Source organism: Burkholderia sp. MS389 (assembly GCF_016899425.1).
Taxonomy (GTDB): domain Bacteria; phylum Pseudomonadota; class Gammaproteobacteria; order Burkholderiales; family Burkholderiaceae; genus Burkholderia; species Burkholderia sola.
The window spans coordinates 1,145,588-1,168,026 of the sequence record NZ_CP045995.1; the positions used below are offsets into that span (position 1 = coordinate 1,145,588).

General features: G+C 64.8%; 21 protein-coding genes. 5 read left to right on the forward strand and 16 right to left on the reverse strand.

Annotation, left to right across the window (positions count from 1 at the left end; translation table 11 throughout):
- Positions 1-21: 21 nt before the first annotated feature.
- The 3 genes from GJG85_RS21560 to ftrA form a co-directional block, all read right to left on the reverse strand.
- Positions 22-1,476: a M20 family metallopeptidase gene (locus GJG85_RS21560; RefSeq protein ID WP_006480804.1), complete on the reverse strand. Its 1,455-nt coding sequence runs from the start codon at positions 1,474-1,476 to the stop codon at positions 22-24.
- Positions 1,477-1,554: 78 nt separating this feature from the next.
- Positions 1,555-2,625, reverse strand: a complete 1,071-nt coding sequence (locus tag GJG85_RS21565) for a nitronate monooxygenase (protein WP_124630663.1) — start codon at positions 2,623-2,625, stop codon at positions 1,555-1,557.
- 85 nt (positions 2,626-2,710) lie between these two features.
- Positions 2,711-3,673 carry a transcriptional regulator FtrA gene (ftrA, locus tag GJG85_RS21570; protein ID WP_011547242.1) on the reverse strand — a complete coding sequence of 321 codons (963 nt, stop codon included), beginning with the start codon at positions 3,671-3,673 and terminating at the stop codon, positions 2,711-2,713.
- Positions 3,674-3,803: 130 nt separating this feature from the next.
- Here ftrA and GJG85_RS21575 point away from each other — a divergent pair, with 130 nt between their 5' ends.
- Together GJG85_RS21575 and GJG85_RS21580 are read left to right on the forward strand one after the other, a co-directional pair.
- A complete protein-coding gene (locus GJG85_RS21575; RefSeq protein WP_089489774.1) occupies positions 3,804-4,223 on the forward strand; it encodes a rhodanese-like domain-containing protein in 420 nt (139 codons plus the stop codon).
- Between the two features lie 90 nt (positions 4,224-4,313).
- Positions 4,314-4,640 carry a superinfection immunity protein gene (locus tag GJG85_RS21580; RefSeq protein WP_050018136.1) on the forward strand — a complete coding sequence of 109 codons (327 nt, stop codon included), beginning with the start codon at positions 4,314-4,316 and terminating at the stop codon, positions 4,638-4,640.
- Between the two features lie 15 nt (positions 4,641-4,655).
- On the opposite strand, the gene GJG85_RS21585 is transcribed toward GJG85_RS21580, so the two are convergent.
- From GJG85_RS21585 to GJG85_RS21615, 7 genes are all read right to left on the reverse strand, one after another.
- Positions 4,656-5,816, reverse strand: coding sequence for a cytochrome P450 (locus GJG85_RS21585; RefSeq protein ID WP_050018135.1), 1,161 nt, complete (start codon positions 5,814-5,816; stop codon positions 4,656-4,658).
- 104 nt (positions 5,817-5,920) lie between these two features.
- Positions 5,921-6,187 (reverse strand): YodC family protein, encoded by a 267-nt coding sequence (locus GJG85_RS21590; RefSeq protein WP_050018134.1) that lies wholly within the window; start codon positions 6,185-6,187, stop codon positions 5,921-5,923.
- 344 nt (positions 6,188-6,531) lie between these two features.
- Positions 6,532-7,392, reverse strand: coding sequence for an isocitrate lyase/phosphoenolpyruvate mutase family protein (locus tag GJG85_RS21595; RefSeq protein ID WP_050018133.1), 861 nt, complete (start codon positions 7,390-7,392; stop codon positions 6,532-6,534).
- A gap of 140 nt (positions 7,393-7,532) precedes the next feature.
- Positions 7,533-9,200 (reverse strand): ankyrin repeat domain-containing protein, encoded by a 1,668-nt coding sequence (locus GJG85_RS21600; RefSeq protein ID WP_050018132.1) that lies wholly within the window; start codon positions 9,198-9,200, stop codon positions 7,533-7,535.
- A 182-nt stretch (positions 9,201-9,382) separates the two neighbouring features.
- On the reverse strand, positions 9,383-9,808 hold the full coding sequence (locus tag GJG85_RS21605; RefSeq protein WP_124595525.1) for a GNAT family N-acetyltransferase: 426 nt from the start codon (positions 9,806-9,808) through the stop codon (positions 9,383-9,385).
- Positions 9,809-9,865: 57 nt separating this feature from the next.
- Positions 9,866-10,726 carry a MurR/RpiR family transcriptional regulator gene (locus GJG85_RS21610; RefSeq protein ID WP_050018130.1) on the reverse strand — a complete coding sequence of 287 codons (861 nt, stop codon included), beginning with the start codon at positions 10,724-10,726 and terminating at the stop codon, positions 9,866-9,868.
- 55 nt (positions 10,727-10,781) lie between these two features.
- Positions 10,782-11,135 (reverse strand): NirD/YgiW/YdeI family stress tolerance protein, encoded by a 354-nt coding sequence (locus tag GJG85_RS21615; protein ID WP_050018129.1) that lies wholly within the window; start codon positions 11,133-11,135, stop codon positions 10,782-10,784.
- A 233-nt stretch (positions 11,136-11,368) separates the two neighbouring features.
- Between GJG85_RS21615 and GJG85_RS21620 the strand changes: the two genes are divergently transcribed.
- From GJG85_RS21620 to GJG85_RS35030, 3 genes are all read left to right on the forward strand, one after another.
- On the forward strand, positions 11,369-12,031 hold the full coding sequence (locus GJG85_RS21620) for a response regulator (protein WP_050018128.1): 663 nt from the start codon (positions 11,369-11,371) through the stop codon (positions 12,029-12,031).
- Positions 12,028-13,404: an ATP-binding protein gene (locus GJG85_RS21625; RefSeq protein WP_124630657.1), complete on the forward strand. Its 1,377-nt coding sequence runs from the start codon at positions 12,028-12,030 to the stop codon at positions 13,402-13,404. Before GJG85_RS21620 ends, GJG85_RS21625 begins: the two co-directional genes overlap by 4 nt.
- Before the next feature lie 125 nt (positions 13,405-13,529).
- Positions 13,530-13,877: a MarR family winged helix-turn-helix transcriptional regulator gene (locus GJG85_RS35030; RefSeq protein ID WP_239468994.1), complete on the forward strand. Its 348-nt coding sequence runs from the start codon at positions 13,530-13,532 to the stop codon at positions 13,875-13,877.
- A gap of 402 nt (positions 13,878-14,279) precedes the next feature.
- Here the strand turns inward: GJG85_RS35030 and GJG85_RS21640 are convergent, their stop codons facing one another.
- From GJG85_RS21640 to tssI, 6 genes are all read right to left on the reverse strand, one after another.
- Positions 14,280-14,534 (reverse strand): PAAR domain-containing protein, encoded by a 255-nt coding sequence (locus tag GJG85_RS21640; protein ID WP_080334425.1) that lies wholly within the window; start codon positions 14,532-14,534, stop codon positions 14,280-14,282.
- A 31-nt stretch (positions 14,535-14,565) separates the two neighbouring features.
- Positions 14,566-15,399 (reverse strand): hypothetical protein, encoded by an 834-nt coding sequence (locus tag GJG85_RS21645; protein ID WP_239468983.1) that lies wholly within the window; start codon positions 15,397-15,399, stop codon positions 14,566-14,568.
- Positions 15,400-15,610: 211 nt separating this feature from the next.
- Complete coding sequence (locus GJG85_RS21650) at positions 15,611-16,579, reverse strand: hypothetical protein (protein ID WP_239468984.1); 969 nt, start codon at positions 16,577-16,579, stop codon at positions 15,611-15,613.
- A 79-nt stretch (positions 16,580-16,658) separates the two neighbouring features.
- Complete coding sequence (locus GJG85_RS21655) at positions 16,659-17,492, reverse strand: hypothetical protein (RefSeq protein WP_239468985.1); 834 nt, start codon at positions 17,490-17,492, stop codon at positions 16,659-16,661.
- A gap of 124 nt (positions 17,493-17,616) precedes the next feature.
- Entirely contained in the window at positions 17,617-20,166 is a 2,550-nt protein-coding gene (locus GJG85_RS21660; protein WP_204384400.1) for a hypothetical protein, read from the reverse strand.
- Positions 20,167-20,201: 35 nt separating this feature from the next.
- On the reverse strand, positions 20,202-22,424 hold the full coding sequence (gene tssI, locus GJG85_RS21665; protein ID WP_239468986.1) for a type VI secretion system tip protein TssI/VgrG: 2,223 nt from the start codon (positions 22,422-22,424) through the stop codon (positions 20,202-20,204).
- Between the last annotated feature and the right edge of the window lie 15 nt (positions 22,425-22,439).

Below are 22,439 nucleotides of genomic sequence, written 5' to 3' on the forward strand. Positions count from 1 at the left end.
GTTCGTCGAACGCTGCGACGCTCAGCGCGCGGTCGCGATCACGTCGGCCACCGCCGCCGTGAGCTTCTTCGCGTACGGCACGTGCAGGAACTCGTTCGGGCCGTGCGCGTTCGACTTCGGCCCGAGCACGCCGCACACCATGAATTGCGCGGCGGGGAAGCCTTCCTGCAGCACGTTCATCAGCGGGATCGTGCCGCCGAGGCCCATGTACGCGCAGTCGGCGCCGAAGTGGCGGCGCGACGCGGCGTCGAGCGACGACGCGAGCCACGGCGCGAGATCCGGCGCGCTCCAGCCCGTCGCCGCGCCCGCGTCCGGCTTGAACGTGACCTTCGCGTTGTACGGCGGATCGAGTTCGAGCAGTTCCTTCAACTGCTGCACGGCCTGCGCGGCGTCGACGAGCGGCGGCAGCCGCAGCGACAGCTTGAACGCGGTGCGCGGACGCAGCACGTTGCCCGCATCGGCGAGCGCCGGCATGCCGGCCGCGCCCGTCACCGACAGCGACGGACGCCACGTCGAATTCAGCAGCGCCTCGCGCGGATCGGTCGTGGTCGGCAGCACGGGCTTGCCGTCCTGGCCGCACGCCCAGGGCAGCCCCTTCCACACCGTGTCGCCGAGAATCGCGGCGGCCGCTTCGGCTTCGCGCACGCGGCTCGACGGAATCTCGCAATGGAACGCGCCCGGCAGCAGGTTGCCGTTCTTCGCGTCTTCGAGGCGTTCGAACAACTGGCGCATCACGCGGAAGCTCGACGGCGCGATGCCGCCGTACACGCCCGAGTGGATGCCTTCTTCCAGCACCTCGACCTGCAGGTCGCCGGACACGAGGCCGCGCAGCGACGTGGTGAGCCACATCTGGTCGTAGTTGCCGGCGCCCGAATCGAGGCACACGACGAGCGATACCTGGCCGAGCCGGTCGCGCAATGCGTCGACGTACGGCAGCAGGTCGTAGCTGCCCGACTCTTCGCAGGTCTCGATCAGGCCGACGCAGCGCGGCCGCTCGATGCCCTGCTCGTCGAGCGCGCCGAGCGCCGCGAGGCTCGCGTAGATCGCATAGCCGTCGTCCGCGCCGCCGCGGCCGTACAGCTTGCCGTTCTCGAATTTCGGCGTCCACGGGCCGAGATCCGCGCGCCAGCCGTCGAATTCGGGCTGCTTGTCGAGGTGGCCGTACAGCAGGATCGTGTCGGTGCTGCCCGAACGCGTGGCCGGCGACTCGAAGAAGATCACCGGCGTGCGGCCCGGCAGACGCACGATTTCGAGCTTCAGGCCCTTCACCGGCTGGCGTTCGGCCCACTGCGCGGCGTCGGTGACGACGCGTTCGAGATATCCGCGCTTCGCCCAGTCGGGGTCGAATGCGGGACTCTTCGCGGGAATCGCGATGTAGTCGGTCAGTGCGTGGAGGATTTCATCGTTCCACTTGCGCTCGATGAAGGTAACGAGCTTGTCATGGTCGAGGACGGGGGTAGTGTCGACGGAAGTCATGGTGGGGGTGCCTGGATCGGGCTGACGAAAATCCAGATCATACGCCGATGCTCCCCCGCCGGCGCCCCTCCTGGCCGTTCAGCCAGCCGTCGGAAACGCGTCGCGCAGCCCGGCCGCGCACGCGAGTGCGTCGCGCCACAGGCGCTGCGTCAATTCACCGGCATCCTCTTCGCGCGCGAGCGCCGCGGCCTCGCCCGACCACAGCAGCGAGAAATCGTCGCGGCCCTGCCGCTCGAACGCGCCGCGCAGCGGATCGACCGCGGCCGTCGCGAGCGGAAACGCCGGCGCGAGCGCACTCATCGGCCCCTGTTCGCGCATGAAGCGCGTCAGCAGCCCGCGTGCGGGGCGGCCCGTGTACAGGTTCGTGATGCGTGTGCCGTCGTCGCGGGCGGCGCGCACGGCCGCGCGATGTTGCGCCGAGCGGCCGGCCTGCGGCGTCAGCAGGTAGCCGGTGCCGATCTGCACCGCGCGGGCGCCGAGCGCGAACGCGGCCGCGATGCCGCGCCCGTCGGCGATCGCACCGGCTGCGATCACCGGCGCGCGTACTGCATCGACGATCTGCGGCAGCAACGCGAACAGGCCCGGTTGCGCGTGGATATCGTCGGTCAGGAACATTCCGCGATGGCCGCCGGCCTCCGCGCCCTGCGCGACGATCGCGTCGACGCCGCGCGCATCGAGCCAGCGCGCCTCCTCGACGGTCGTCGCGGACGACACCACCTGCGCGCCCGTGCGACGCACGCGGTCGAGCAGCGCGTCGTCCGGCAGTCCGAAATGGAAGCTCACGACGGCCGGCCGCAGTTCCTCGACGACCGCGCACATCGCATCGTCGAACGGCGCGCGGCCGGGGCCGCCTTTCACGTCGGCCGGGTCGAGCCCGGCTTCCGCGTAGTAGCCGGCGAGCGCCGCGCGCCAGCGCGCGTCGACCTCGGCATCGGGCGCGGGCAACGCATGGCAGAAGAAATTCACATTGAACGGCGCGGCCGTGCGCGCACGGATCGCCGCGATCTCGTCGCGCAACTGCTGCGGGCCGAGCGCCGCGCACGCGAGCGAACCGAGCCCGCCGGCTTCGCACACGGCGATCGCGAGCGGGCTCAGCGAGCCCACCATCGGGGCCTGGATCAGCGGCAAACGGGAAGGCAGCATCGTCATCGGCATCCTTGTTCGGAATGAGTGGCCGTCGCCACACCAGTGGTTCTTTTCTTCGTCGCGCCCGAGCGATGCCGCCCGGCGCCGGCTACGTGCCACCGCGATCCATCCCGCGCCGGTACGCGGCCGGGCTCGTCGCCGCGACGCGCCGGAAATGCCGGCGCAGCGATTCCTCGGAACCGAACCCCGCGCGCGCCGCGACCTGCGCAAGCGACAACGCGGGCTGCGCTTCGAGCATGTCCTTCGCGACGTTCACGCGTTCGCGGATCAGCCATGCGAGCGGCGACATCCCGGTCGCATCCGCGAACTGACGCTGCAGCGTGCGCGTGCTCATCGCGGCCTGCGCGGCGAGCGACGCGAGCGTGTGCGGCTCGGCCGCATGCGCGCGCATCCAGTCGATCAGCTTCGCGAGCCGGTCGGTGCCGCCCGGTGCGACCGGACGCGGCACGAACTGCGCCTGCCCGCCGTCGCGGTGCGGCGGCAGCACGAGGCGCTGCGCGACGCGGTTCGCGATCGCGCCGCCGTGATCGCGGCGCACCAGATGCAGCAGCATGTCGAGCCCCGCCGCCGAACCGGCCGACGTGACGATCTGTCCTTCGTCGACGTACAGCGCATCGGGATTCACGCGCAGCGCCGGATAACGCGCCTGCAAGCGCTCCGCATATCGCCAGTGCGTCGTCACGGTGAGACCGTCGAGCACGCCTGCCGCCGCCAGCACGAACACGCCCGAACAGATCGAGCAGAGCCGCGCGCCGCGCCGATGCGCGGCCCGCAGTTTCTTCAGCAACGGCTCGGGCGGCAGTTCGTCCGGATCGCGCCAGCCGGGAATCACGATGGTGTCCGCGCGATCGAGCGTCGCGAGCCGGTACGGCGCGGCAACGGTGATGCCGCCCGCCGCGCGCACGGGCCCCGGCTCGCTCGCGCATACCGCGAAGCGATACCAGTCGACGCCGAGTTCGGGGCGCTCGAGCGCGAACAGTTCGACCACGCAGCCGAATTCGAACGTGCAGAGACGATCGTAGGCGAGCGCGACGACGAGATGATTATGCATGGCGCGATGTTACCGGAACTTGTCGATCGCGCCACTGCCGCGAAGCGAGCCGAACCGCGATACTGCCCTTCATTGCGGCGCGTTCCGTGCCCGCTCGGTTCCGTACCCGCTCAACCAGGAGAGCCCGACCATGTCCTATGTCACCGACGTCCCCGCCGCCGACAGCCGCGCCGCGCTCGCGCATTTCGAGGCATCGCTGCGCTTCGAGACCGATTGCTGGGACGTGCACGACGCACTCGCGTCCGGCACGCCCGATTTCGTGCTGCTCGACGTGCGCGGCGCCGACCCGTTCGCCGCCGGCCACGTGCCCGGCGCGCGCAACCTGCCGCACCGCAAGATCATCGAAAGCAAGCTCGCCGGTTATCCGGCCGGCACGCTGTTCGTCGTCTACTGCGCGGGGCCGCACTGCAACGGCGCCGCGCGCGCGGCGATCCGGCTCGCGCGCCTCGGCCGGCCGGTCAAGCTGATGATCGGCGGCGTGACGGGCTGGCTCGACGAAGGTTTCGCGCTGAGCAACGACGTGCAGCCGGCGGACGCCGAAGCTGGCTGATCGTCACCAAAAGCGCAACAATCAATTGCCTGCACACGAACGGAAAAAGCGCGACAATCAGCCTCATTGCAGTTCGGACGGAGCAGCACCATGCATGATGAAGTCCTGATTCAACTGGCCGGTTCAGTCGCGGCGATCGCGCTCTATTTCCTGCCGGCCGTCATTGCCGACCGGCGCGGCCGGCACGACAAGCTGACGATCGCGATGTTCAACGCGCTGTTCGCGTGGACGGGCATCGGCTGGCTGATGACGCTGTACTGGGCGTGCCAGCCGAATCCGCGCACCGACGTCGCGCAGACGATCCTCGCTAAGCGCCGCGGCGTCAGCATGCGCACCTTCTCGACCGGCCTCGTCGAACGCGTGCAGCGCCGCGTCGCCGCCCAGGAGCAATGGGCGGAAAAACAAGGCTGCCGTTAAGTCCCTCTTTCCGCTTCACCGCGTCGCGTCGAACTTCGGCATCCTGACGTTGGTCGACGCGCGGTAATCCCACTTCAGTACGTCGCGCGGCGGCCAGCCGCCCGCGCGCAACCGCGCCGCGAACGCCCCCGCCGTCACCGCCCGTGCGATCCGCTCGCCCGGACACCCATGCGGCCCCGTGCCGAAGCCGAAATTCGGCCCCGCCGCGCGGCCGGGCATCAGCCGATGCGGCTCGCGATGCACGGCCGGATCGCGGTTCGCCGCCGCGAGCACGACGAGGATCGCGTCGCCGGCTTCGACGCTCACGCCTTCGATCGACGTGCGCGCCGCGACGAACCGGCGCGTGTTCTGCACCGGCGCATCGAAACGCGCGACTTCGGCAACGAATGCGTCGAGCGCGGCCGCGTCCGGCGCCACGCCGGCTTCGCCGTCCCATGCCACGAGTGCATTGCCGAGCCAGGCGGCCGTCGCCTCGCACGTCTGCGACAGCAACCCGACGAGATTCGCGACCAGCGCGCCGCTCGCGTGCCAGCCGGACGCGCGGGCCGCCTGCTGCACCGCGGCGACCAGCGTGCCGTCGCGCGCATGCGACTGCGCAACCCGTTCCGTCATCCGGTCGAGCAGTTGCCGCGCCGCGTCGCTCGCGCGCGCCAGCGCCGCGGCATCCGACAGCGGCGACAGCGCGGCGACGAACTCGACGACCCGCTCGGCGATGTCGTCGAGTTGCGCTTCGTCGAAGCCGAGCAGATCGGCAACCGCACACACCGGCACCGTCATGCACCACGCATTCAGCGCATCGGCATCGCCGGGCGTCGGCAATCGCCGCGCGGCAAGCGCGTCGGCGCGAGCGCGCAGCGCATCCGTGTCGATCGGCGCGAACGCCGCGCGCAACGCCTGCTTCGGCATGTCGTGTCGCGACGGGCCATCGTTCATGCGCACCAGCTCGCCGAACAGCGCACCGGCCGTCGTACCGCGCAACGCGGGCGGCACCGGCGCGTCGAGCGGGCGTACGCGGCAGGCCGGATGGCCGAGCACGGCCGTCACGGTCGCCGCGCGGCTCGCGACCCACAGGCCGAGCGTGGCGTCGAACGCAAGCGGCGGCCCGTCGACGAGCGCGGCGTAATAGGGATAGGGATCGCGGTGCGTGACCGCGGCAATGGGATCGGTCGGGTTCATGCGTTCAGTATCGGCGCAGCGCGCCGCCGCATGTTTCGGAATAGCGTGAAGTGTCGTTGCACGGACGCCGCGCGCCGCGCGTCGCGGCATCGCGGCGGCCGGCGTCAGGCCGCCGACCGGTAGCGGTGCGACTGCATGCGCAGTCGGACCCGCCCGGCCGAAATCGCACGCGGCTCGGGCGCCACCGTGTCGTGATGAAACATTTCCTGCCGGAACTCGCCGTTTTCGTCGAACCACTGGCAGATCAGCCAATCGCCGTCGTCGAACACGACCGGCCCGGCATACGTGACGGTCATGCGCGGCCCGCCCGTTTTCAGCGTCACGACATCGCCCACGCGAAACCTCACTCGATGATTTTCTCGGATCGTCATCGCTCTCTCAGCTTTTAATATATTGAATATATTGATATTCCCGGCAGCCCACTCGCCGGTCATTCGAACGTGACGCAGATTATCAATCAAAAAATCATCCGGCAACTGCCGCGCACTGAAACGTTCTGAACGAGAACCTGCAACAATGCACGACATCGTCGCGTATGACAGCCCGCCAAGCCTCAGATCCGGTGCGGTTTGCGCGCCGGCGGCAGCCGACCAGGCGGAATGCGGAGAATAAACGACGATTTTCGCGTCAGCGCCGACGATTAATGCAGGCGCGAAACCGATTGATTATTGTCAATCAATGCTTAAGTGGAAACGATTCCGGATTTTATTGGGGCTCATTCGCCGAACAAAATCGGCGAATTATCCGGCGCCGCGAACCAGCGGTTGATATCGCGCCCCGGCACGGCTGCCCGCGTAAAGGTGAACGTGCCGTCGCGCCGCATTTCCGTCGCCGCGTGCAGGAACGCGCCGAGCGCGGCCCGCGCCAGCGCGCCGCCGACGCTGACGCGCTTCACGCCGAGCGCCGCCAGTTCGTCGAGGCTCAGCAACCCGCCCTGCAGCCCCATGACGACATTGACGGGCGCGCCGACCGCCCGGGTCACGGCCGCGATCTCGTCGGCGTCGGTGATGCCGGGCGCATACAGCACGTCGGCGCCGGCGTCGCGATACGCGACGAGCCGCGCGATCGTGTCGTCGAGGTCGCGGCGGCCGTGCAGGTAGTTCTCGCAGCGCGCGGTCAGCGTGAACGGAAACGGCAGCGCGCGCGCCGCGTCGACGGCCGCCGCGATGCGTTCGACCGACGCGTCGCGCGCATAGATCGGTGTATCGGCGCGGCCGGTCGCATCCTCGATCGAGCCGCCGACCGCGCCCGCCTCGGCCGCCAGCCGGATCGTTTCGGCCACCGTGTCGGGCGCGTCGCCGAAGCCGTTCTCGAGATCGGCGCTGACGGGCAGGCCGCCCGCGGCGACGAGCTCGGCGATGTGATCGAGCATCGCGTCGCGGTCGATCGCGTTGTCGGGCTGCCCTTTCGAAAACGCGTACCCGGCGCTCGTCGTGGCGAGCGCTTCGAAGCCGGCCATCGCGAGCAGGCGCGCGGTGCCGGCGTCCCACGGGTTCGGGATGATGAACGCGCCGGGGCGCGTGTGCAGTGCACGGAAAGCTTCGGCGTGGCGGGCTTGCTGGTCGGAACGGGTCATGACGAACTCCGGGAAGGTGTTGACGGTGAGCTTACGCCGGTCGTGCACGCGACGTTTCAGCGTTTGCCGAAATGTCGTCGCGCAACGGAAACACCCGGGCCGGCCGGATGCGGGCCGCCACGTTCAACGGCCCGCGTCGGTCACGTCGATGCGGGCCGCCCGACGTCGACGCCGAGCAACACGTCGGTGACGGCGTCGGAGAACCGCATCGCGCGGCCGTCGATCAGCACGCCGTCCGGATTCGACGGATCGCGCACCGCGGGCGGCACGCCGTACGCGAGCAGCACGCGCGCGCACGCCTCCCAGTCGGGATCGTCGACGCCGTCCGGCTCGTTGACGGACGCCCACGACAACGTACCGAGCGCATCGCTGCCGAACCCGTGCAGGTCGCGCCAGCTCGCGCCGTGTGCAAGCAGGAACGCCAGCAGTTCGGCATCGCCGCGGAACACCGCGTGATTCAGCGCGCTCGCGTCCCAGTCGCCGCCGCGCGCGGCGATCGGCCAGCCCAACTCGACCATCACCTTCACCGCGTCGCGCGAACCCCATGCAGCGGCGTCCGGTAGCAACCGCAGCCGATCGTCGGACAGCGCACAGGGCAGTTCGGGGTGTTCCGCCTGAATGCGCCGCGCGTCGTCGGCATCGGCGCGCGCGCAGGCCGCCATGAACGCGTCTTGCGCATCGAGCGCCTCCTCCGCGCCGGCCGCGCGCAACAGCGCCGCGACGTCGGACAACCCCGTCTGCATCGCGAGCCGGTACGCGCTGACACCCGCGGCGGTCCGCGCGCGGGGATCGGCGCCGGCCGCCAGCAGCGCGGCGACATGGCGTGCCGGGCAACGCACGGCGATCGCGCGCAACAACGGCGCGCCCCACATCCTCGTCGGCCCCTCGCCGGCCGGCTCGTTCGGGTCGCCGCCATGCGCGAGCAACAGCTCGAGCGCGGCCGCGTCCGGCACGTCGAGGGCGCGCCGCAACGCATTCGTGCCGCCCACCCGTGCGCCGTGCTCGAGCAGCAGACGCGTGCACGCCGGGTTCTCCACCGAGTGATACAGCGATTCGCCGTCGTTCGGATCGGCGCCGGCTTCCAGCAGCATCGCGGTGAGCGCCGGATCGCGATTGACGCCGGCGGCGCCATACAGCGCCGACAACGATTCCGACTCGTCGGGCTCGGCAAGCGAGGCCGGCGGATACCGGTTCCCGATCCGCTGGTTCGGATCGGCGCCCGCCTCGAGCAGATGACGCGCGCACGCACGCAACCCGGCCGCGAATTCGGGAAGCTGCGCGAGCCGCGAATGCGTGACGGCGACGAGCGGCGGCAGCTTCAGCGCCCCGCCGGCGCGCGCGATCCAGCCGGGATCGGCGGCCAGCGCCGCCTTCACCGCGTCGAGATCGCCCGCCGCGCATGCGATGGTCGGGTCCGCCGACACGAGATCGGGACGATCGAGCAGCAATTGCGCGGCGACGCGCGGCCGGGCCGCGTCGAAACCGCCGGTCACGTCGGCGCCGTACGCGAGATCGAGCCAGCGCCGGATCAGCAGCGATCGCGGTTGCCGCGTGAGTGCGTGCGTTTCGACGAACACGCCGAGATCGGCCCACGAAGCAAAGCCGTACTCGCGTGCGATGCAGGACTGCGCGTCGTGCAGGCGCAGCCCGAGCGCGAGCGTTTCGTCGTGCGTGCGATGCGCGGCGGCGGGCAGGGATGCGACGAAGCGCGCGACGGCATCGGCGTCGCCCTGCCGGTACAGGCGCAACAATGTCTTGGCCTGCTTTTTCAGATGATCGGGATGAGCGTCGGGAGGCAGCTTTTTCATGCGGATCCTTGTGCATGGATGGCCGAAGGTCCGCAACACCGCCAGCACGAAGGATGGGGAAGACTGGATTGACTGCGACAGGTGGGTTGAACCCTTTCCGCGGACCCGGAAGCGACCTGCATCGCTGCCCGGTATCGTAGGCGACGGCTGACCGCATCGTCAACCGGGCCGGGCCGCGCCGTTCAGCCCGCGAGTTGCTTCGTCAGGAAGATGCGCGTGTGCCCGACCGGGTAATCGGGCAGCTCGCCAAAGCGCACATAGCCGCGCTTCTCGTAGAACGGCCGCGCCTGGAAGTCGAACGTATCGAGCCACGCGCTGTGGCAGCCGCGCGCGACGGCCTCTCGTTCGGCCAGATCCATGATGCGCGTGCCGGCGCCCTGGCCGCGCGCGGCCTCGGGCACCACGAGCAGGTCGACATGCAGCCAGCCGAACGCCGTGCCGCCCCACAGGCCGCCGACCACCGCGCCGGCGGCGTCGGTCGCGATCACGGCCAGCGGCCGGAAATCGACCGGGCCGGCGTGGCTTTCGTTGAAGCGGATCAGCGGCGCGACGATCTGCTTGCGCACGTCCGCGTCGGCCGCGTCGGTCACTGCGTAGGTCAACGTCATCGGTTACGTCGGGTCGTGAATGAGAGTTGGCTGAAACCATCCATACCGCCGCGCGCGTCAAACGACGTACGCGCCCTTCGCGTGCAGTTCCGCTTCGGTCCGTTCGAGCGCCGCGATCGCATCGCTGCCTTCGAGCGCCAGCAACTGCGCGACGAGCGCCTCGGCCATCGCGTGCGCGGCCACCAGCGACGGAAAGAACGACGGGCTGTCGTGCGTGAAGATCAGTTGCGCGTCCGCGTGCAGCGCGATCGGCGACACGGCGCTGTCGGTGATCGCGACGATCCGGCTGCCCTGCGCCTTCGCGGCCTGCGCGACACGCGTCGCTTCGGCCGAATACGGTGCGAAGCTGACGATGACGGTCACGCTCTGCTTCGCGATCGTCCTCAGCTCCATTTCGAGCGAGCCGGCGACGCCGTTGAGCAGCGACACGGTCGGCCGGAACAGCCGATAGCCGTAGACGAAACCGAACGCAACCGGATAGCACGAACGAAACCCCGCCACGTGCACGTGCGACGCCTTGCGGATCAGCTTCGCCGCATCCGCGAGCGTGTGCTCGTTCTGGGCGGCGGTCGCCGACAGGTTGTGCTGCTGCGCGGCGAGCAGATCGTGCGCGAGCGACGCCTTCGCGTCGGGCCGCACGAGCGAGCGCGCACGCTGGGTGAGCGGCTCGGGACGCGTGCGCACGCGCGCGACGCACAGGTCGCGCAGCTCGTTCCAGCCGGGAAAGCCGAATTGCTGCGCGAGCCGCACGAGCGACGCAGGCTGCACCTGCGCGCGCTGCGCGACCTTGCGCATCGACGACGTGGCGACTTCGTCGGGATGATCGAGCAGGAAGGCGGCGCCCGCCTGGAATTGCGGGCTCAGCTCGGAAAATTGCGCCCGGATCCGGGACGCGAGTTCGTCGAAATTGGCGGCCATCTTGGTGGGAACGGGAACCGGTCGTCCATGGTATCACCGGCCCCGCGCCCACCGGTCAGCGCAGCACTTCGACGTGATCGGCGTCGACCTTCACGCGGCCCGACCATTTGCGCTCGAATTCGCCGGTCAGCTTCACTTCGTTCTTGTCGCTGACGGGCTGGCCCGCCGCCCACAGCTTGCGGTCGATCTCGACGTGGATCGTGCCGGTGGCGTCGGCGAACTCGTAATCCTCGCCGCCGACGTGCTTGACGATGCGCCCCTGCAACTGCACGTGCTGGTCGTCCTTGCCGTTGGCGAGCAGTTCCTTCACGGTCGTCGTGGTCAGCGCGGACGGCCCCGTGTATTGCGCATGGACGGCAGCAGGCAACGCGACGAGCGCGACCGCCAGGATTCTGGCCAGGTGTTTCATGATCTCGGTCCTCTTCTTCGATGTGGCGCCGCGCTCCGTTGAACGCGACGGCGCCAGATTACGGACCGTAAGATTAAGCAAACCTGAAGGTCGCGCCCAAGTGACACGCTGCCGCATAGGACGAGTACGAAAGCCCGCCGCACGCCGCCCGCATTTAAGCTCCGCCTAAGACGCGTGCGCTTATCATGAGAACCTCGGGCGCTGCCGCGCCCCCGTTGGAGAGACACCAATCCATGCGCGTACTGCTCGTCGAGGACGATCCGCTGATCGGCAGCGGGCTCGAACAGGGCCTCAAACAGGAAGGCTTCGCGGTCGACTGGGTGAAGGACGGCGACGCCGCGTCGCTCGCGCTGCGTGCGACCAGCTACGGGCTGCTGCTGCTCGATCTCGGGCTGCCGAACCGCGACGGTTTGTCGGTGCTCGCCGCGCTGCGCCGCCGCGACGAAACCCTCCCCGCGATCATCATCACCGCGCGCGACGGCGTGCCCGACCGCATCGCGGGCCTCGACAGCGGCGCGGACGACTATCTCGTCAAGCCGTTCGAGCTCGACGAGTTGCTCGCCCGTATCCGCGCGGTCAGCCGCCGCCATGCGGGCCGCGCGCAGACGACGCTCGCGATCGGCCCGCTGCGGCTCGACCCCGTCAAGCACCTCGTCTGGCTCGACGACGACGAAGTGCCGCTGTCGCCGAAGGAATTCGTGCTGCTGCACGAGCTGATGCGCGAACCGGGCGCGGTGATTTCGCGCGAACAGTTCGAGGAACGGCTGTACAGCTGGGGCGAGGAAATCGAGAGCAACGCGGTGCAGGTGCATATCCACAACCTGCGCAAGAAACTCGGCCACGACATGATCCGCACGGTGCGCGGCGTCGGCTACCGGATCGGTGACGGCACGTGACGCGGATGCAACGCGCGGTCGCGCGCTGGCGCAACGCGTCGCTGCGGCGGCGCCTGCTGACGTGGCTGCTGCCGGCCGCGTGCGTGATCGGCCTGGTCGCGAGCGCCGGCACCTACTGGGGCGCGCTGCGCGAACTCGACGACCTGCTCGACGACCAGATGCGCAGCATGTCGAAACAGATCGTCGTCGGCCCGAACGGCGAGCTGTCGTTCAGCAACCACGCCAAGGGCAAGCACGGCTTCGAAGCGAGCGACCCCGATGCGGTGCTGCTGCAGGTGTGGCGCAACGGCACGCTGGTGTATTCGACCGACCGCGATTCGGAGCTGCCGCCGCCCGAGCAGAAAGGCATCGCGAGCATCGACGTCGATGGGCAGCCCTGGCGCACCTATGTGACCGAGCGAGGCGGCACGACGATCCGGCTCGCGCAGGCACGCCACGCACGATGGGAAGCGATCGCGGGCATCGCCGTCCACCTGCTGTGGCCGGTGTTCTCGATGCTGCCGCTGCTCGCGCTCGGCCTGTGGTTCGGCATCGGCGCGGGGCTGCGGCCATTGCGCGCGATCGCGGCCGGCCTGAAACGCAGGAATGCGAACAACCTCGAGCCGGTCGACGTCGCATCGATGCCGAACGAGGTTCGCCCGCTTGCCGAAGCAATCAACGATCTGCTCGCACGCCTCGACCGCTCGTTCACGCTGCAGCGGCACTTCATCGCCGATGCCGCGCACGAACTGCGCACGCCGATCATGGGGTTGTCGATCCAGTCGGAACTGCTGCGGCGTGCAGCGACGGCCGAGGAACGCGAGCATATCCTCGCGCAAATCCATGCGGGCACGACGCGCCTCGGCCACCTCGCCGAACAGTTGCTGACGCTCGCGCGCCTCGAACCCGATGCGCAGGCGGCCGCCGCCGCATTGGCGCCGGTCGATCTCGCCGCGCTGTGCCGCTCGGTGGTGTCGGACCGCGCGCGCGTCGCCGATGCGCACCGCATCGATCTCGGCGCGATCGTCGACGCCCCCGTGATGGCATCGGGCAACGCCGACACATTGCGCGTGCTGCTGAACAACCTCGTCGACAACGCGATCCGCTATGCGGGCGAAGGCGCGCGCGTCGACGTGTCGGCGCGCATCGACGGCGAGACGCCCGTGCTCGAAGTCGCCGACGACGGCCCCGGAATCCCGGAAGCCGAACGCACCGACGTGTGGGAGCGCTTCTATCGCGGTGAAGGCGCGCAGGCGGTCACGTCGTCTGGCAGCGGGCTCGGGTTGTCGATCGTCAAGCGGATCGCCGAACAGCATCGCGCGACCGTCGCGCTCGGCACCACGCGCGGCGGGCGCGGGCTGACCGTCACGGTGCGCTTTACGCAGCCGGCCTGACGCCGCGCGACGCAGGGCTTTTCCACAGATTGTGTTGGCAAGCTTGTGGACAACCGTCCATTAACGGCACCAAGCCATTGATCGAAAAGGGTTTGTCGTGCGTGCGCGGCAAATGCGCCCGGCAGATCAGCTACGCACCCGACTCAGTTGTCGTCGGCGATTCGCTCGACCCGCAGGCCGGTCGGCAGGCGGTGCTGAAACAGATCGACGTGCTGACCGGCGAAGGGCTGATTGGGCCGCTACCCGATCCGGCACACAAGCGTTCCCCTTTGCACGCGCCGACGTCTCTCGGCGAGGCGTCCTATCAGGCCGTGGTCGGGCGGTGGCAACAGCATGTCCGCGACATCGCCGGCGACTTCAGTTCGGCTGACCTGGATGCAGCGATCCGCGTGCTGCCGGCCTATCCGTCGTCCGCCGTCGCGAGCCCGCACCTGTTCCAGAAAGTCGGCGTGGCCGGTATCTGCACGGCGTGAGGGCATGACCTGCCCGGCGAAGTTCAAGAAAACATCCTGGCGGCTGGTTGTCCGGTCCAGTAATCAATCGTCCCTGGCGGGCGGCCCAACCCGATTGCAGAAGCACGTTGCAGCCATCCCGGTTGGGTGGCTGGATCGTCCCCGGCGGCAAATGCCCTACCCCCAAACACCGATGCGGCTGTTCGGCGTAGCCAAGTGCGTTGCTCTGATCGTCGCGTCAAAGTAAGACGCGAAAGCGCGAAGAACTTTGCCTGCCGCCACACAAACGGTAGCCACCCCGTCCTGTCTACTATTGAGATTCATGCGAACAGCGACAAGCTGCCGCGACTCAGCGGACGCCGATGCGTCGCCCGGAGCATGTCTGCCTGGAAGCTGAATCATGGCGTGCTTTCCCTGTTCCGCTCAATCAAGCAACCAGCCGTTATCGCCCTCGACCAGCGTGCCGCCGTGGCTGGTGGTGTCACCCTCGCGGGCGACCGCCCGGCCGCCAAACGTGGTTACGCCCCCGGTGACGATGACAGCACCGCAACTCGTAGAGTCACCGACACAGGCCGCTTTTCTCCCCCCGACGGTCACGCCGTCCGTGCCGCTGATAACAGTTCCGGGTCCGTGCAACGGACAGACATGGCGATGGCCGACAAGCACAACGGGTCGCATGAAAATCTCCGATGGTGATATTGATCTGCCGTTACTTTCCAGCGGCGGCACTCTGTTCGCCCACGTACTTCCACTGGAAGCTGAAGGGGTCCACGCCCCGGTCCCCCGGCAGGTTCGGCAGTGAATCCCCTTCCTTGACGAACACTTCGTAATAGCCGCCGAGCCGTTCGATGCTCTTGCCCGTCGCGGCCCAATAGCCGGTCTTTGGCGCGTAGTCACCCGGACGGGCGTACGGCAGCGCCGGGACCTGCGTACGGGCATCCACTTCGCCGAGGAATTCAATGTGCCGCCCCTCACGCGCTTCTTCATCGGTCGGCTTGTAGACCCTGAAATAGAGGCGGTTCGACGGCGCGTTATCCGTGATCGGGTACATCATCCTGCCCTTGCCCGTATCGGTACGGTCCAGAACCTCGCGCACGTCGATCCAGTCGAGTTGCGTATGCCAGTAGACCATCTCGTAGACGTGCGTGCCAGGAAGGAACTGGCTGTTCATAATCACAAATTCACCGGGGCCATCTGAAGTCCATTTACTTTCAGCCTTAACTTTGTTGGCGTACAGTTTTATTTCCTCATCCCGGGGAGCGGCGACATAAGGTTCAATGTCACGATGCTTAGGCGGGGCAGGCTTAATCTCCTTGCCCTCCGAATACAGCCGCATTGCAGGACCATCCGGTGTCGGTTTACCGGTCCACTTAACGTCCCGTTTACTTGGATTGATATAGGAAAGGTAGTACCGTATTTTAATGCTGTCGTCACGTACGATTGCGTCATGGAACCTAATCTGGGTGATTAACGGATTCTTGACCCAGGTTACCCGCTCATTCGGCACGACACCCGTCTGGTTTCCACTTTGCTTGTCGGTCATAGAACTTTTCGTAGTTTGGCTCGAAGGCGGCGCCGCTTGCTGTTCCGCAAGGGACGAGCAGCCGAGCAGCGCCACCATTCCTCCAATCGAAATAATGGCGCGAACGCCGTTCATTGTCAGACGGTCAGGCCTCATCCTTCGCTCTCGATAAAAATGCAATACTTTCGGCATTCGCTAACGCCCTGTTGGGCATGAGCTCGGCGAGTACCCGTTACTTTCCAGCGGCGGCACTCTGTTCGCCCACGTACTTCCACTGGAAGCTGAAGGGGTCCACGCTCCGGTCCCCCGGCAGGTTCGGCAGTGAATCCCCTTCCTTCACGAACACTTCGTAATAGCCGCCGAGCCGTTCGATGCTCTTGCCCGTCGCGGCCCAATAGCCGGTCTTTGGCGCGTAGTCACCCGGACGGGCGTACGGCAGCGCCGGGACCTGCGTACGGGCATCCACTTCGCCGAGGAATTCAATGTGCCGCCCCTCACGCGCTTCTTCATCGGTCGGCTTGTAGACCCTGAAATAGAGGCGGTTCGACGGCGCGTTGTCCGTGATCGGATACATCATCCTGCCCTTGCCCGTATCGGTACGGTCCAGAACCTCGCGCACGTCAATCCAGTCGAGTTGCGTATGCCAGTAGACGACTTCATAAATGTGTGTGCCAGTAAGAAACTGGGTATTCAAGATCACAAATTCGTCTGCAACCTCGCCTACCCATTTCTCCTTTGCCTTCATCACATAGGTAGATCGCTTTATATCTTCGTCCCGGGGAGCCGCGACATAAGGCTCAATACCACTGTACTTAGGCGGGGCAGGCTTAATCTCCTTGCCTCCCGAATACAACCGCATTGCAGGACCATCCGGCGTGGGCTTGCCCGTTGTCTTAACGTCCCCATCGCTCGGATTTATGTATGTGGTGTAGTACCGTATTTCGACATAGTTGCTGCCAAGCTTTCCGTCATGAAACCTGATCTGCGTGATCAGCGGGTTCTTGACCCAAGTTACCCGCTCATTCGGCACGACGCCCGTCTGGTTTCCACTTTGCTTGTCGGTCATAGAACTTTTCGTAGTTTGGTTCGAAGGCGGCGCCGCGTGCTGTTCCGCAAGGGACGAGCAGCCGAGCAGCGCCACCATCCCTCCAATCGAAATAATGGTGCGGACGCCGTTCATTGTCAGACGGTCAGGTTTCATCCTTTGCGCTCTCGATAAAAAATGCAATACTTTCGGCATTCGCTAACGCCCTGTTGGGCGTGAACTCGGCGAGTACCCGTTACTTTCCAGCGGCGGCACTCTGTTCGCCCACGTACTTCCACTGGAAGCTGAAGGGGTCCACGCCCCTGTCCCCCGGCAGGTTCGGCAGTGAATCCCCTTCCTTGACGAACACTTCGTAATAGCCGCCGAGCCGTTCGATGCTCTTGCCCGTCGCGGCCCAATAGCCGGTCTTTGGCGCGTAGTCACCCGGACGGGCGTATGGCAGCGCGGGGACCTGCGTACGGGCATCCACTTCGCCGAGGAATTCAATGTGCCGCCCCTCACGCGCTTCTTCATCGGTCGGCTTGTAGACCCTGAAATAGAGGCGGTTCGACGGCGCGTTATCCGTGATCGGATACATCATCCTGCCCTTGCCCGTATCGGTACGGTCCAGAACCTCGCGCACGTCGATCCAGTCGAGTTGCGTATGCCAGTAGACCATCTCGTAGACGTGCGTGCCAGGAAGGAACTGGGTATTCAAGATCACAAATTCGTCTGCAATTTCGCCTACCCATCTCTCCTTTGCCTTCACCACATGGGTAGATCGCTTTATATCTTCGTCCCGGGGAGCCGCAACATAAGGCTCAATACCACTGTACTTGGGCGGGGCAGGCTTAATCTCCTTGCCCCCCAAATACAGCCGCATTGCAGGACCATCAGGTGTCGGTTTACCGGTCCACTTAACGTCCCGTTTACTTGGATTGATATAAGAAAGGTAGTACCGAATTTTAACGCTATCGTCACGTACGATCGAGTCATGGAACCTAATCTGGGTGATTAACGGATTCTTGACCCAGGTTACCCGCTCATTCGGCACGACACCCGTCTGGTTTCCACTTTGCTTGTCGGTCATAGAACTTTTCGTAGTTTGGTTCGAAGGCGGCGCCGCTTGCTGTTCCGCAAGAGACGAGCAGCCGACCAGTGCCACCATCCCTCCAATCGAAATAATGGTGCGAACGCCGTTCATTGTCAGACGGTCAGGTTTCATCCTTTGCGCTCTCGATAAAAAATGCAATACTTTCGGCATTAGCTAACGCCCTGTTGGGCGTGAATTCGGCGAGTACCCGTGCCGCGCGTGCCCCATAGGCGGTCTTTCCGTTGTATCTGTCAGGGTCGTGTGCCCCGTTAACATCGATCTTCTGGTCCTGGGCATGAGCGGTATTCTGCAAATGCGCTACCTCGTGCAACTGGATTTCCATACGGTTCTGATCGACCGGATCCCTGTTATTAAAGCTTCGGAAGAATGGACCATACTGGCAGGCGATATTGACGTATTCCATCCGGAAGCCTGATTGGGCGGGCTTGAGCGCCTTGACTGGATACAACCCCGGCTGCACATAGGCACCTGCCTCAAAACCCAGTGCGCCCTTGACCACCCGTTGCATGGATATATGGCGGAAGAACTCCCGCATGCCTTTCAGGTAGTTGTGGACGTGATGCCCGGCAGGCTTGGCTGCAAGCTGTCCGTGCAACGTTTCCGGGGCAGCGATGTCATTGGGCGTTACGCCAAACCAGTATTCGAAGTTCGACCAGAGATCGTGATGAGCAACATTGTGAATCGTTTGTAGAGTCGCATATTCCCTGACGACTGGCGCCCGCGCCGAGGGCGCATCAGGCATGGCGGCGTTGGCGTCCGCCCAGGGTTCGAGTTGTTTGAGGCGCTTCTCGATCAGCTTCAGGCAGGTTATCCAGCTCTGCCGGATTTCCAGTTCGAACGCCTCCTCGGACAGCGTTGCGTCCGTTGCGAGACATTCCCGCATCTGGGCCAGAAAGCCCACTGGATGGAAATGCCAGTTCTTCGTATCCATCGGCGTGGATAGCGGCTTCATGGCATTGTTCACACCATCCTGCTGTACCTTCGCGTCGCTCCAGAACTGCTGACGCTGAATATCCTGCAAGAACGCCTTGAACTGGCTGTCGGATAATTGCGGAAGCGGCGGATGGCCGCCTTGCTGAAGTTTGTCGTATCGCTTGCTGTTGTTACTGCTGTCCCATTCGGTGTGAAACCGGACAGCAGCGGTGCGCAAGATCGCGTCAACGCCATCAGCATGAAGATCATCGAGACTCAGGCTCGCAGAAGACTTGTGTGCGGCGGACAGGATTTTCTGCATGACCGCATCGTCGTCCTCAACGAAGCCGTCGTCTGTCGTATTCAGTTCGCTATCCTCATAGGCCTGCCATCCCCGCGCTACCCAGTCGCTATCGGTAGTCAGCGTCACCCACGCGTCGCGGACAAATTCCCGTCCATCGGCTACGGCCCTCGCTTGATCGGCGTACGCGTAGTAGGTGCTTCCATTCATTCCAAATAGCTTGAAACATATCAGGTCGCTAACCAAATCAGGCTTCGTTCCATCCAACCCGCAGGGTATCGCTGCAAAAAAGCAGGAGCCGGCTGGAAACACTTGCATGCTTGACGCGGATAATCCACCCTCACTTGAAAAAACATCTTTTGCCAGCGTTGCATTCCGCGTCAACCACACCTTCCCCATACCATCGCTTTTCTGCCCATCCGCATACTCCTGGTACGACGAACTTGGGTCGCTAATGTTCAGCGGAACAAGCGGCTTCATCTGCTTCACCAACTTGTTCTCGCCCGTAAAAATTTCGAAGTGAAAGCTGTCCGCCACCGAGCCAAGATCACCGTCCGTTATCCCGGCGTAACCAATCACCTGTCCGGCCCTGACCGGATACTCCAATGAGAAAGTGCAGTCCAACGGCATCCACCGCTTTTCCGTAGGATGGCAGCAATACATGAACGAAATGGGGTAGCCCAGCCGGATTTTCTGCTCGGGCCTCAGTGGAGCGCCTGGCTCCACGTCCAGATACATGCGCTCGATCCATCCCTCGCCACTGTTGCGGGTATTGATGTCAGTAATCCTGATCTTGACCATGTGGTGCCCGTCATCGATCACCGCGCTTACCGTTACTTCGTCCCCGCGCAACGCGGCAACCGGAACAATTGTATTGGTGGTCGTGAGAAACGGCGGCAGGACTGCCTTGTTCTGCAACTGCTTCTGCGGCAGCAGATTCGCGTAGAGCGAGTAGAAGTGCGCCCCGATGTATCTGGGAATGCTCGCGCTGACACCCTGCGAAACGCCCTCCACGGGCTGCATTTCACCGCCGCCTCTATTGACCTCGCACTCGTGCCGAATCAGTACAAAGCTACTGCTGAACCGTCGGGGCGGTGACGGCTGTGGCTTGGCTTTCGACGCTGACGCCTTCACGGGTGCGGCCGCCTTGATCTGCCGGTCGAGTTCGCTGTCGATATAGTCCCGATCCAGTCGGAACGCGACGATGGTGCCGTCCGCGACCGCGCGCACCGGCTTTTTTCCGCTCAGGTGTACGCCGCCGTGCCAGAAGCGGTTGCGCCCTACCGGGAATACACCTCCCGCGACGTGCTTCGCGAGATCAATATATTTGCGGACAAGCGCTGGCGTACTCAGCGCGGCACTGGCTGACTGCGGGTAAGACGCTGGCTGCGGGGCGCTGTAATAAGGATCGTCTTCAAACGGGAAAGTCACAATCACGAGACACGGTTCCTTGATGGAATGAACGGCAGGCGTCAGCCTGAAAACGGGAAGTAGTCCGGTGTGAACGGATCGCCCTTGTTCACGTCTGAGCGCATGTCCAGGGCATTCTTGACCCAGCCGGTCTCGGTCTGGACCGGCCCCTTCAGCTTGATCCGGACTCCTTCAATCGTGACGCCCTCACCGTCGAGCGTGATCTTTCCGGCTGGGCCGATGATTTCAGCCTTGTCGCCCGCCTGTAGCTGGTAGATACGGGTCTTGCGCTCAATAGCCTGCCCCGCCTCGATCTGGTGACGCCCCTGCACCTTGTGTTCGGCGTTGCCGCCAGTCGTGACCAGGAAGTTGGCCGCAATGGTGTCCTTGCGATTGTTGCCCGTTTCCTCGATTCGATCCTTGCCGATCTGGATGCGGTGATCGCGCCCAACCGAAAGGAACGCATCCTGGCCAATGGTGTGACGACGATCTACACCAATCTCGACCTGTTCGCCGCGGCCGACTTTTTCCGTACGATCGTTGTCAATCGTCACCGATTCATCATGTCCGACTGTCTTCGCGCGATCATGCCCAACCGTATGCGATTCATCGTTTTCAACTTCGGTTCGCATATCCCTTTCGGCGTGGAGCCATATTTCCTCCCTGCCTTTCCTGTCCTCGAACCGCAGCGCGTTGGCGGTTTCGTAGCCGCCTTCATCGGTGGAGCGCGTCAGCGTGCCGCTCTGGGTCGCATTGGCGGGCAACTCCCACGGCGGCATGTTGTGCGCGTTGTAGTGCCGCCCCGTCACAAATGGCCGGTCAGGGTCGCCGTTCTCGAAGTCCACTATCACTTCCGAGCCGACCCGCGGAACGCTGATGGTCCCGTAGTTGTTGCCTGCCCACGGATAGGAGACCCGCAGCCAGCAGGATGATGTCTGATCATGTACTGGCGAGCGGTCCCAGTGGAACTTCACCTTCACCCGGCCGTACTGGTCCGTGTAGATTTCGCTCCCGTCGGCCCCCGTGACAATGGCCGTCTGCGGGCCGGTTGTGCGTGGCTTGCTGACCGTGCGCGGTGGACGGAAAACGGTCGTGGCCGGCTGCACTTCAAACCGTGTCCGAATCCGGTATTCGCCGGTGTCGGTTGCCCCGTCGAGTTCAGCCGCATCCAGCCGAGCCCGGATAACAAGGTATTCGCGGTTTGCACCGGCTTGCGGAAAGCCCGCCAACGTAAAAGTCGTCCCGCACACAACGTTCCGCACATGCCCACCGCCAGTGCCCCGCTCACCCAGGGCACGCATTTCCTGCATGCGTATCCGTGCAAACTGCTCACCGGCCTCCCGCTCGGTGTAGTCGCCAGGCCACTCGTAGCGTTCAAGCGTATTGTGCGAGGTGTCCTGCGGCAACTGAATCTGCGCCTCCAGATTTGCCCTTGGCCGCGTAAAGTCGAAATCGTTCGTGGTCCACTGACCTGACTGGATACGCGCAGTCGTATCGAAGTTGTCGATGTGCTCCATATCAACCCTGCGGCCTGGCGGATAGTACGACAGCGTCTGATAGGCTTCACTGTCAACCGGCTTGTGCGCCCCCAACTGGTCCACCAGGACCATGCGATGCACGGTACCTGAATGCTCGAAAAACCAGTAAATCCCGTTTTCTTCCATTAGACGCTGGATAAAATGAAAGTCGGTTTCGCCATACTGGACCTGATAGACCAGCTTCGGATAGGGCTCGCTTAGCCGCATGTCCCACGAGTAGAGGTAGTGCTCGCTCAGCACTTCGTGAATGATTTCAATAACAGACTTATTCTGGAAAATCCTGTAATCCGAGCGTTTCTCAGCTAGCGCGATCCACGGTTGCAATTTGAGTCGATATCTACTCTGTCGGTTTGACTGACCGGCAAAACTCACTGCCGTGATAATCCCGCTGATTTCGCGTAACCCGCGTCCGACGTTTGCTGCACCGGTCGCCCCTGGCATTCCAGGGATAAAAGTGCCCATCCCGTCAAGCTGGATGGTGACGGTCAGTTCCTTCCCAATCATGTCGAGCGTATTGAGATTCGCCGCCTCTTCGTCACTCAATCCCGCATCGAGCGAGGTTTTAACCTCCAAATCGTAGGTGTAGATTTTGGAAAGTTCTTCCTCGCCTTCGATCGCAACCAATTGCAATACAGGTTCGCCATTGTGCGATAACGGGACGGCCGCCCCACTGATAGAGAGCGTTCGGGGCCGGCTGAATTTCTGCATGACCGGATATAGCTTTTGAACGTCAAACGCGTTGGACATGGTGATTCCGACAAT

Coding starts and splice junctions, on each gene's coding strand:
- GJG85_RS21560 (WP_006480804.1), bottom strand. CDS start 1,476: ATGACTTCCGTCGACACTACCCCCGTCCTCGACCATGACAAGCTCGTT.
- GJG85_RS21650 (WP_239468984.1), bottom strand. CDS start 16,579: ATGAAACCTGACCGTCTGACAATGAACGGCGTCCGCACCATTATTTCG.
- GJG85_RS21620 (WP_050018128.1), top strand. CDS start 11,369: ATGCGCGTACTGCTCGTCGAGGACGATCCGCTGATCGGCAGCGGGCTC.
- GJG85_RS21615 (WP_050018129.1), bottom strand. CDS start 11,135: ATGAAACACCTGGCCAGAATCCTGGCGGTCGCGCTCGTCGCGTTGCCT.
- GJG85_RS21575 (WP_089489774.1), top strand. CDS start 3,804: ATGTCCTATGTCACCGACGTCCCCGCCGCCGACAGCCGCGCCGCGCTC.
- GJG85_RS21655 (WP_239468985.1), bottom strand. CDS start 17,492: ATGACCGACAAGCAAAGTGGAAACCAGACGGGTGTCGTGCCGAATGAG.
- ftrA (WP_011547242.1), bottom strand. CDS start 3,673: ATGCATAATCATCTCGTCGTCGCGCTCGCCTACGATCGTCTCTGCACG.
- GJG85_RS21610 (WP_050018130.1), bottom strand. CDS start 10,726: ATGGCCGCCAATTTCGACGAACTCGCGTCCCGGATCCGGGCGCAATTT.
- GJG85_RS21595 (WP_050018133.1), bottom strand. CDS start 7,392: ATGACCCGTTCCGACCAGCAAGCCCGCCACGCCGAAGCTTTCCGTGCA.
- GJG85_RS21580 (WP_050018136.1), top strand. CDS start 4,314: ATGCATGATGAAGTCCTGATTCAACTGGCCGGTTCAGTCGCGGCGATC.
- GJG85_RS21590 (WP_050018134.1), bottom strand. CDS start 6,187: ATGACGATCCGAGAAAATCATCGAGTGAGGTTTCGCGTGGGCGATGTC.
- GJG85_RS21645 (WP_239468983.1), bottom strand. CDS start 15,399: ATGACCGACAAGCAAAGTGGAAACCAGACGGGTGTCGTGCCGAATGAG.
- GJG85_RS21600 (WP_050018132.1), bottom strand. CDS start 9,200: ATGAAAAAGCTGCCTCCCGACGCTCATCCCGATCATCTGAAAAAGCAG.
- GJG85_RS21585 (WP_050018135.1), bottom strand. CDS start 5,816: ATGAACCCGACCGATCCCATTGCCGCGGTCACGCACCGCGATCCCTAT.
- GJG85_RS21640 (WP_080334425.1), bottom strand. CDS start 14,534: ATGCGACCCGTTGTGCTTGTCGGCCATCGCCATGTCTGTCCGTTGCAC.
- GJG85_RS21605 (WP_124595525.1), bottom strand. CDS start 9,808: ATGACGTTGACCTACGCAGTGACCGACGCGGCCGACGCGGACGTGCGC.
- tssI (WP_239468986.1), bottom strand. CDS start 22,424: ATGTCCAACGCGTTTGACGTTCAAAAGCTATATCCGGTCATGCAGAAA.
- GJG85_RS21565 (WP_124630663.1), bottom strand. CDS start 2,625: ATGACGATGCTGCCTTCCCGTTTGCCGCTGATCCAGGCCCCGATGGTG.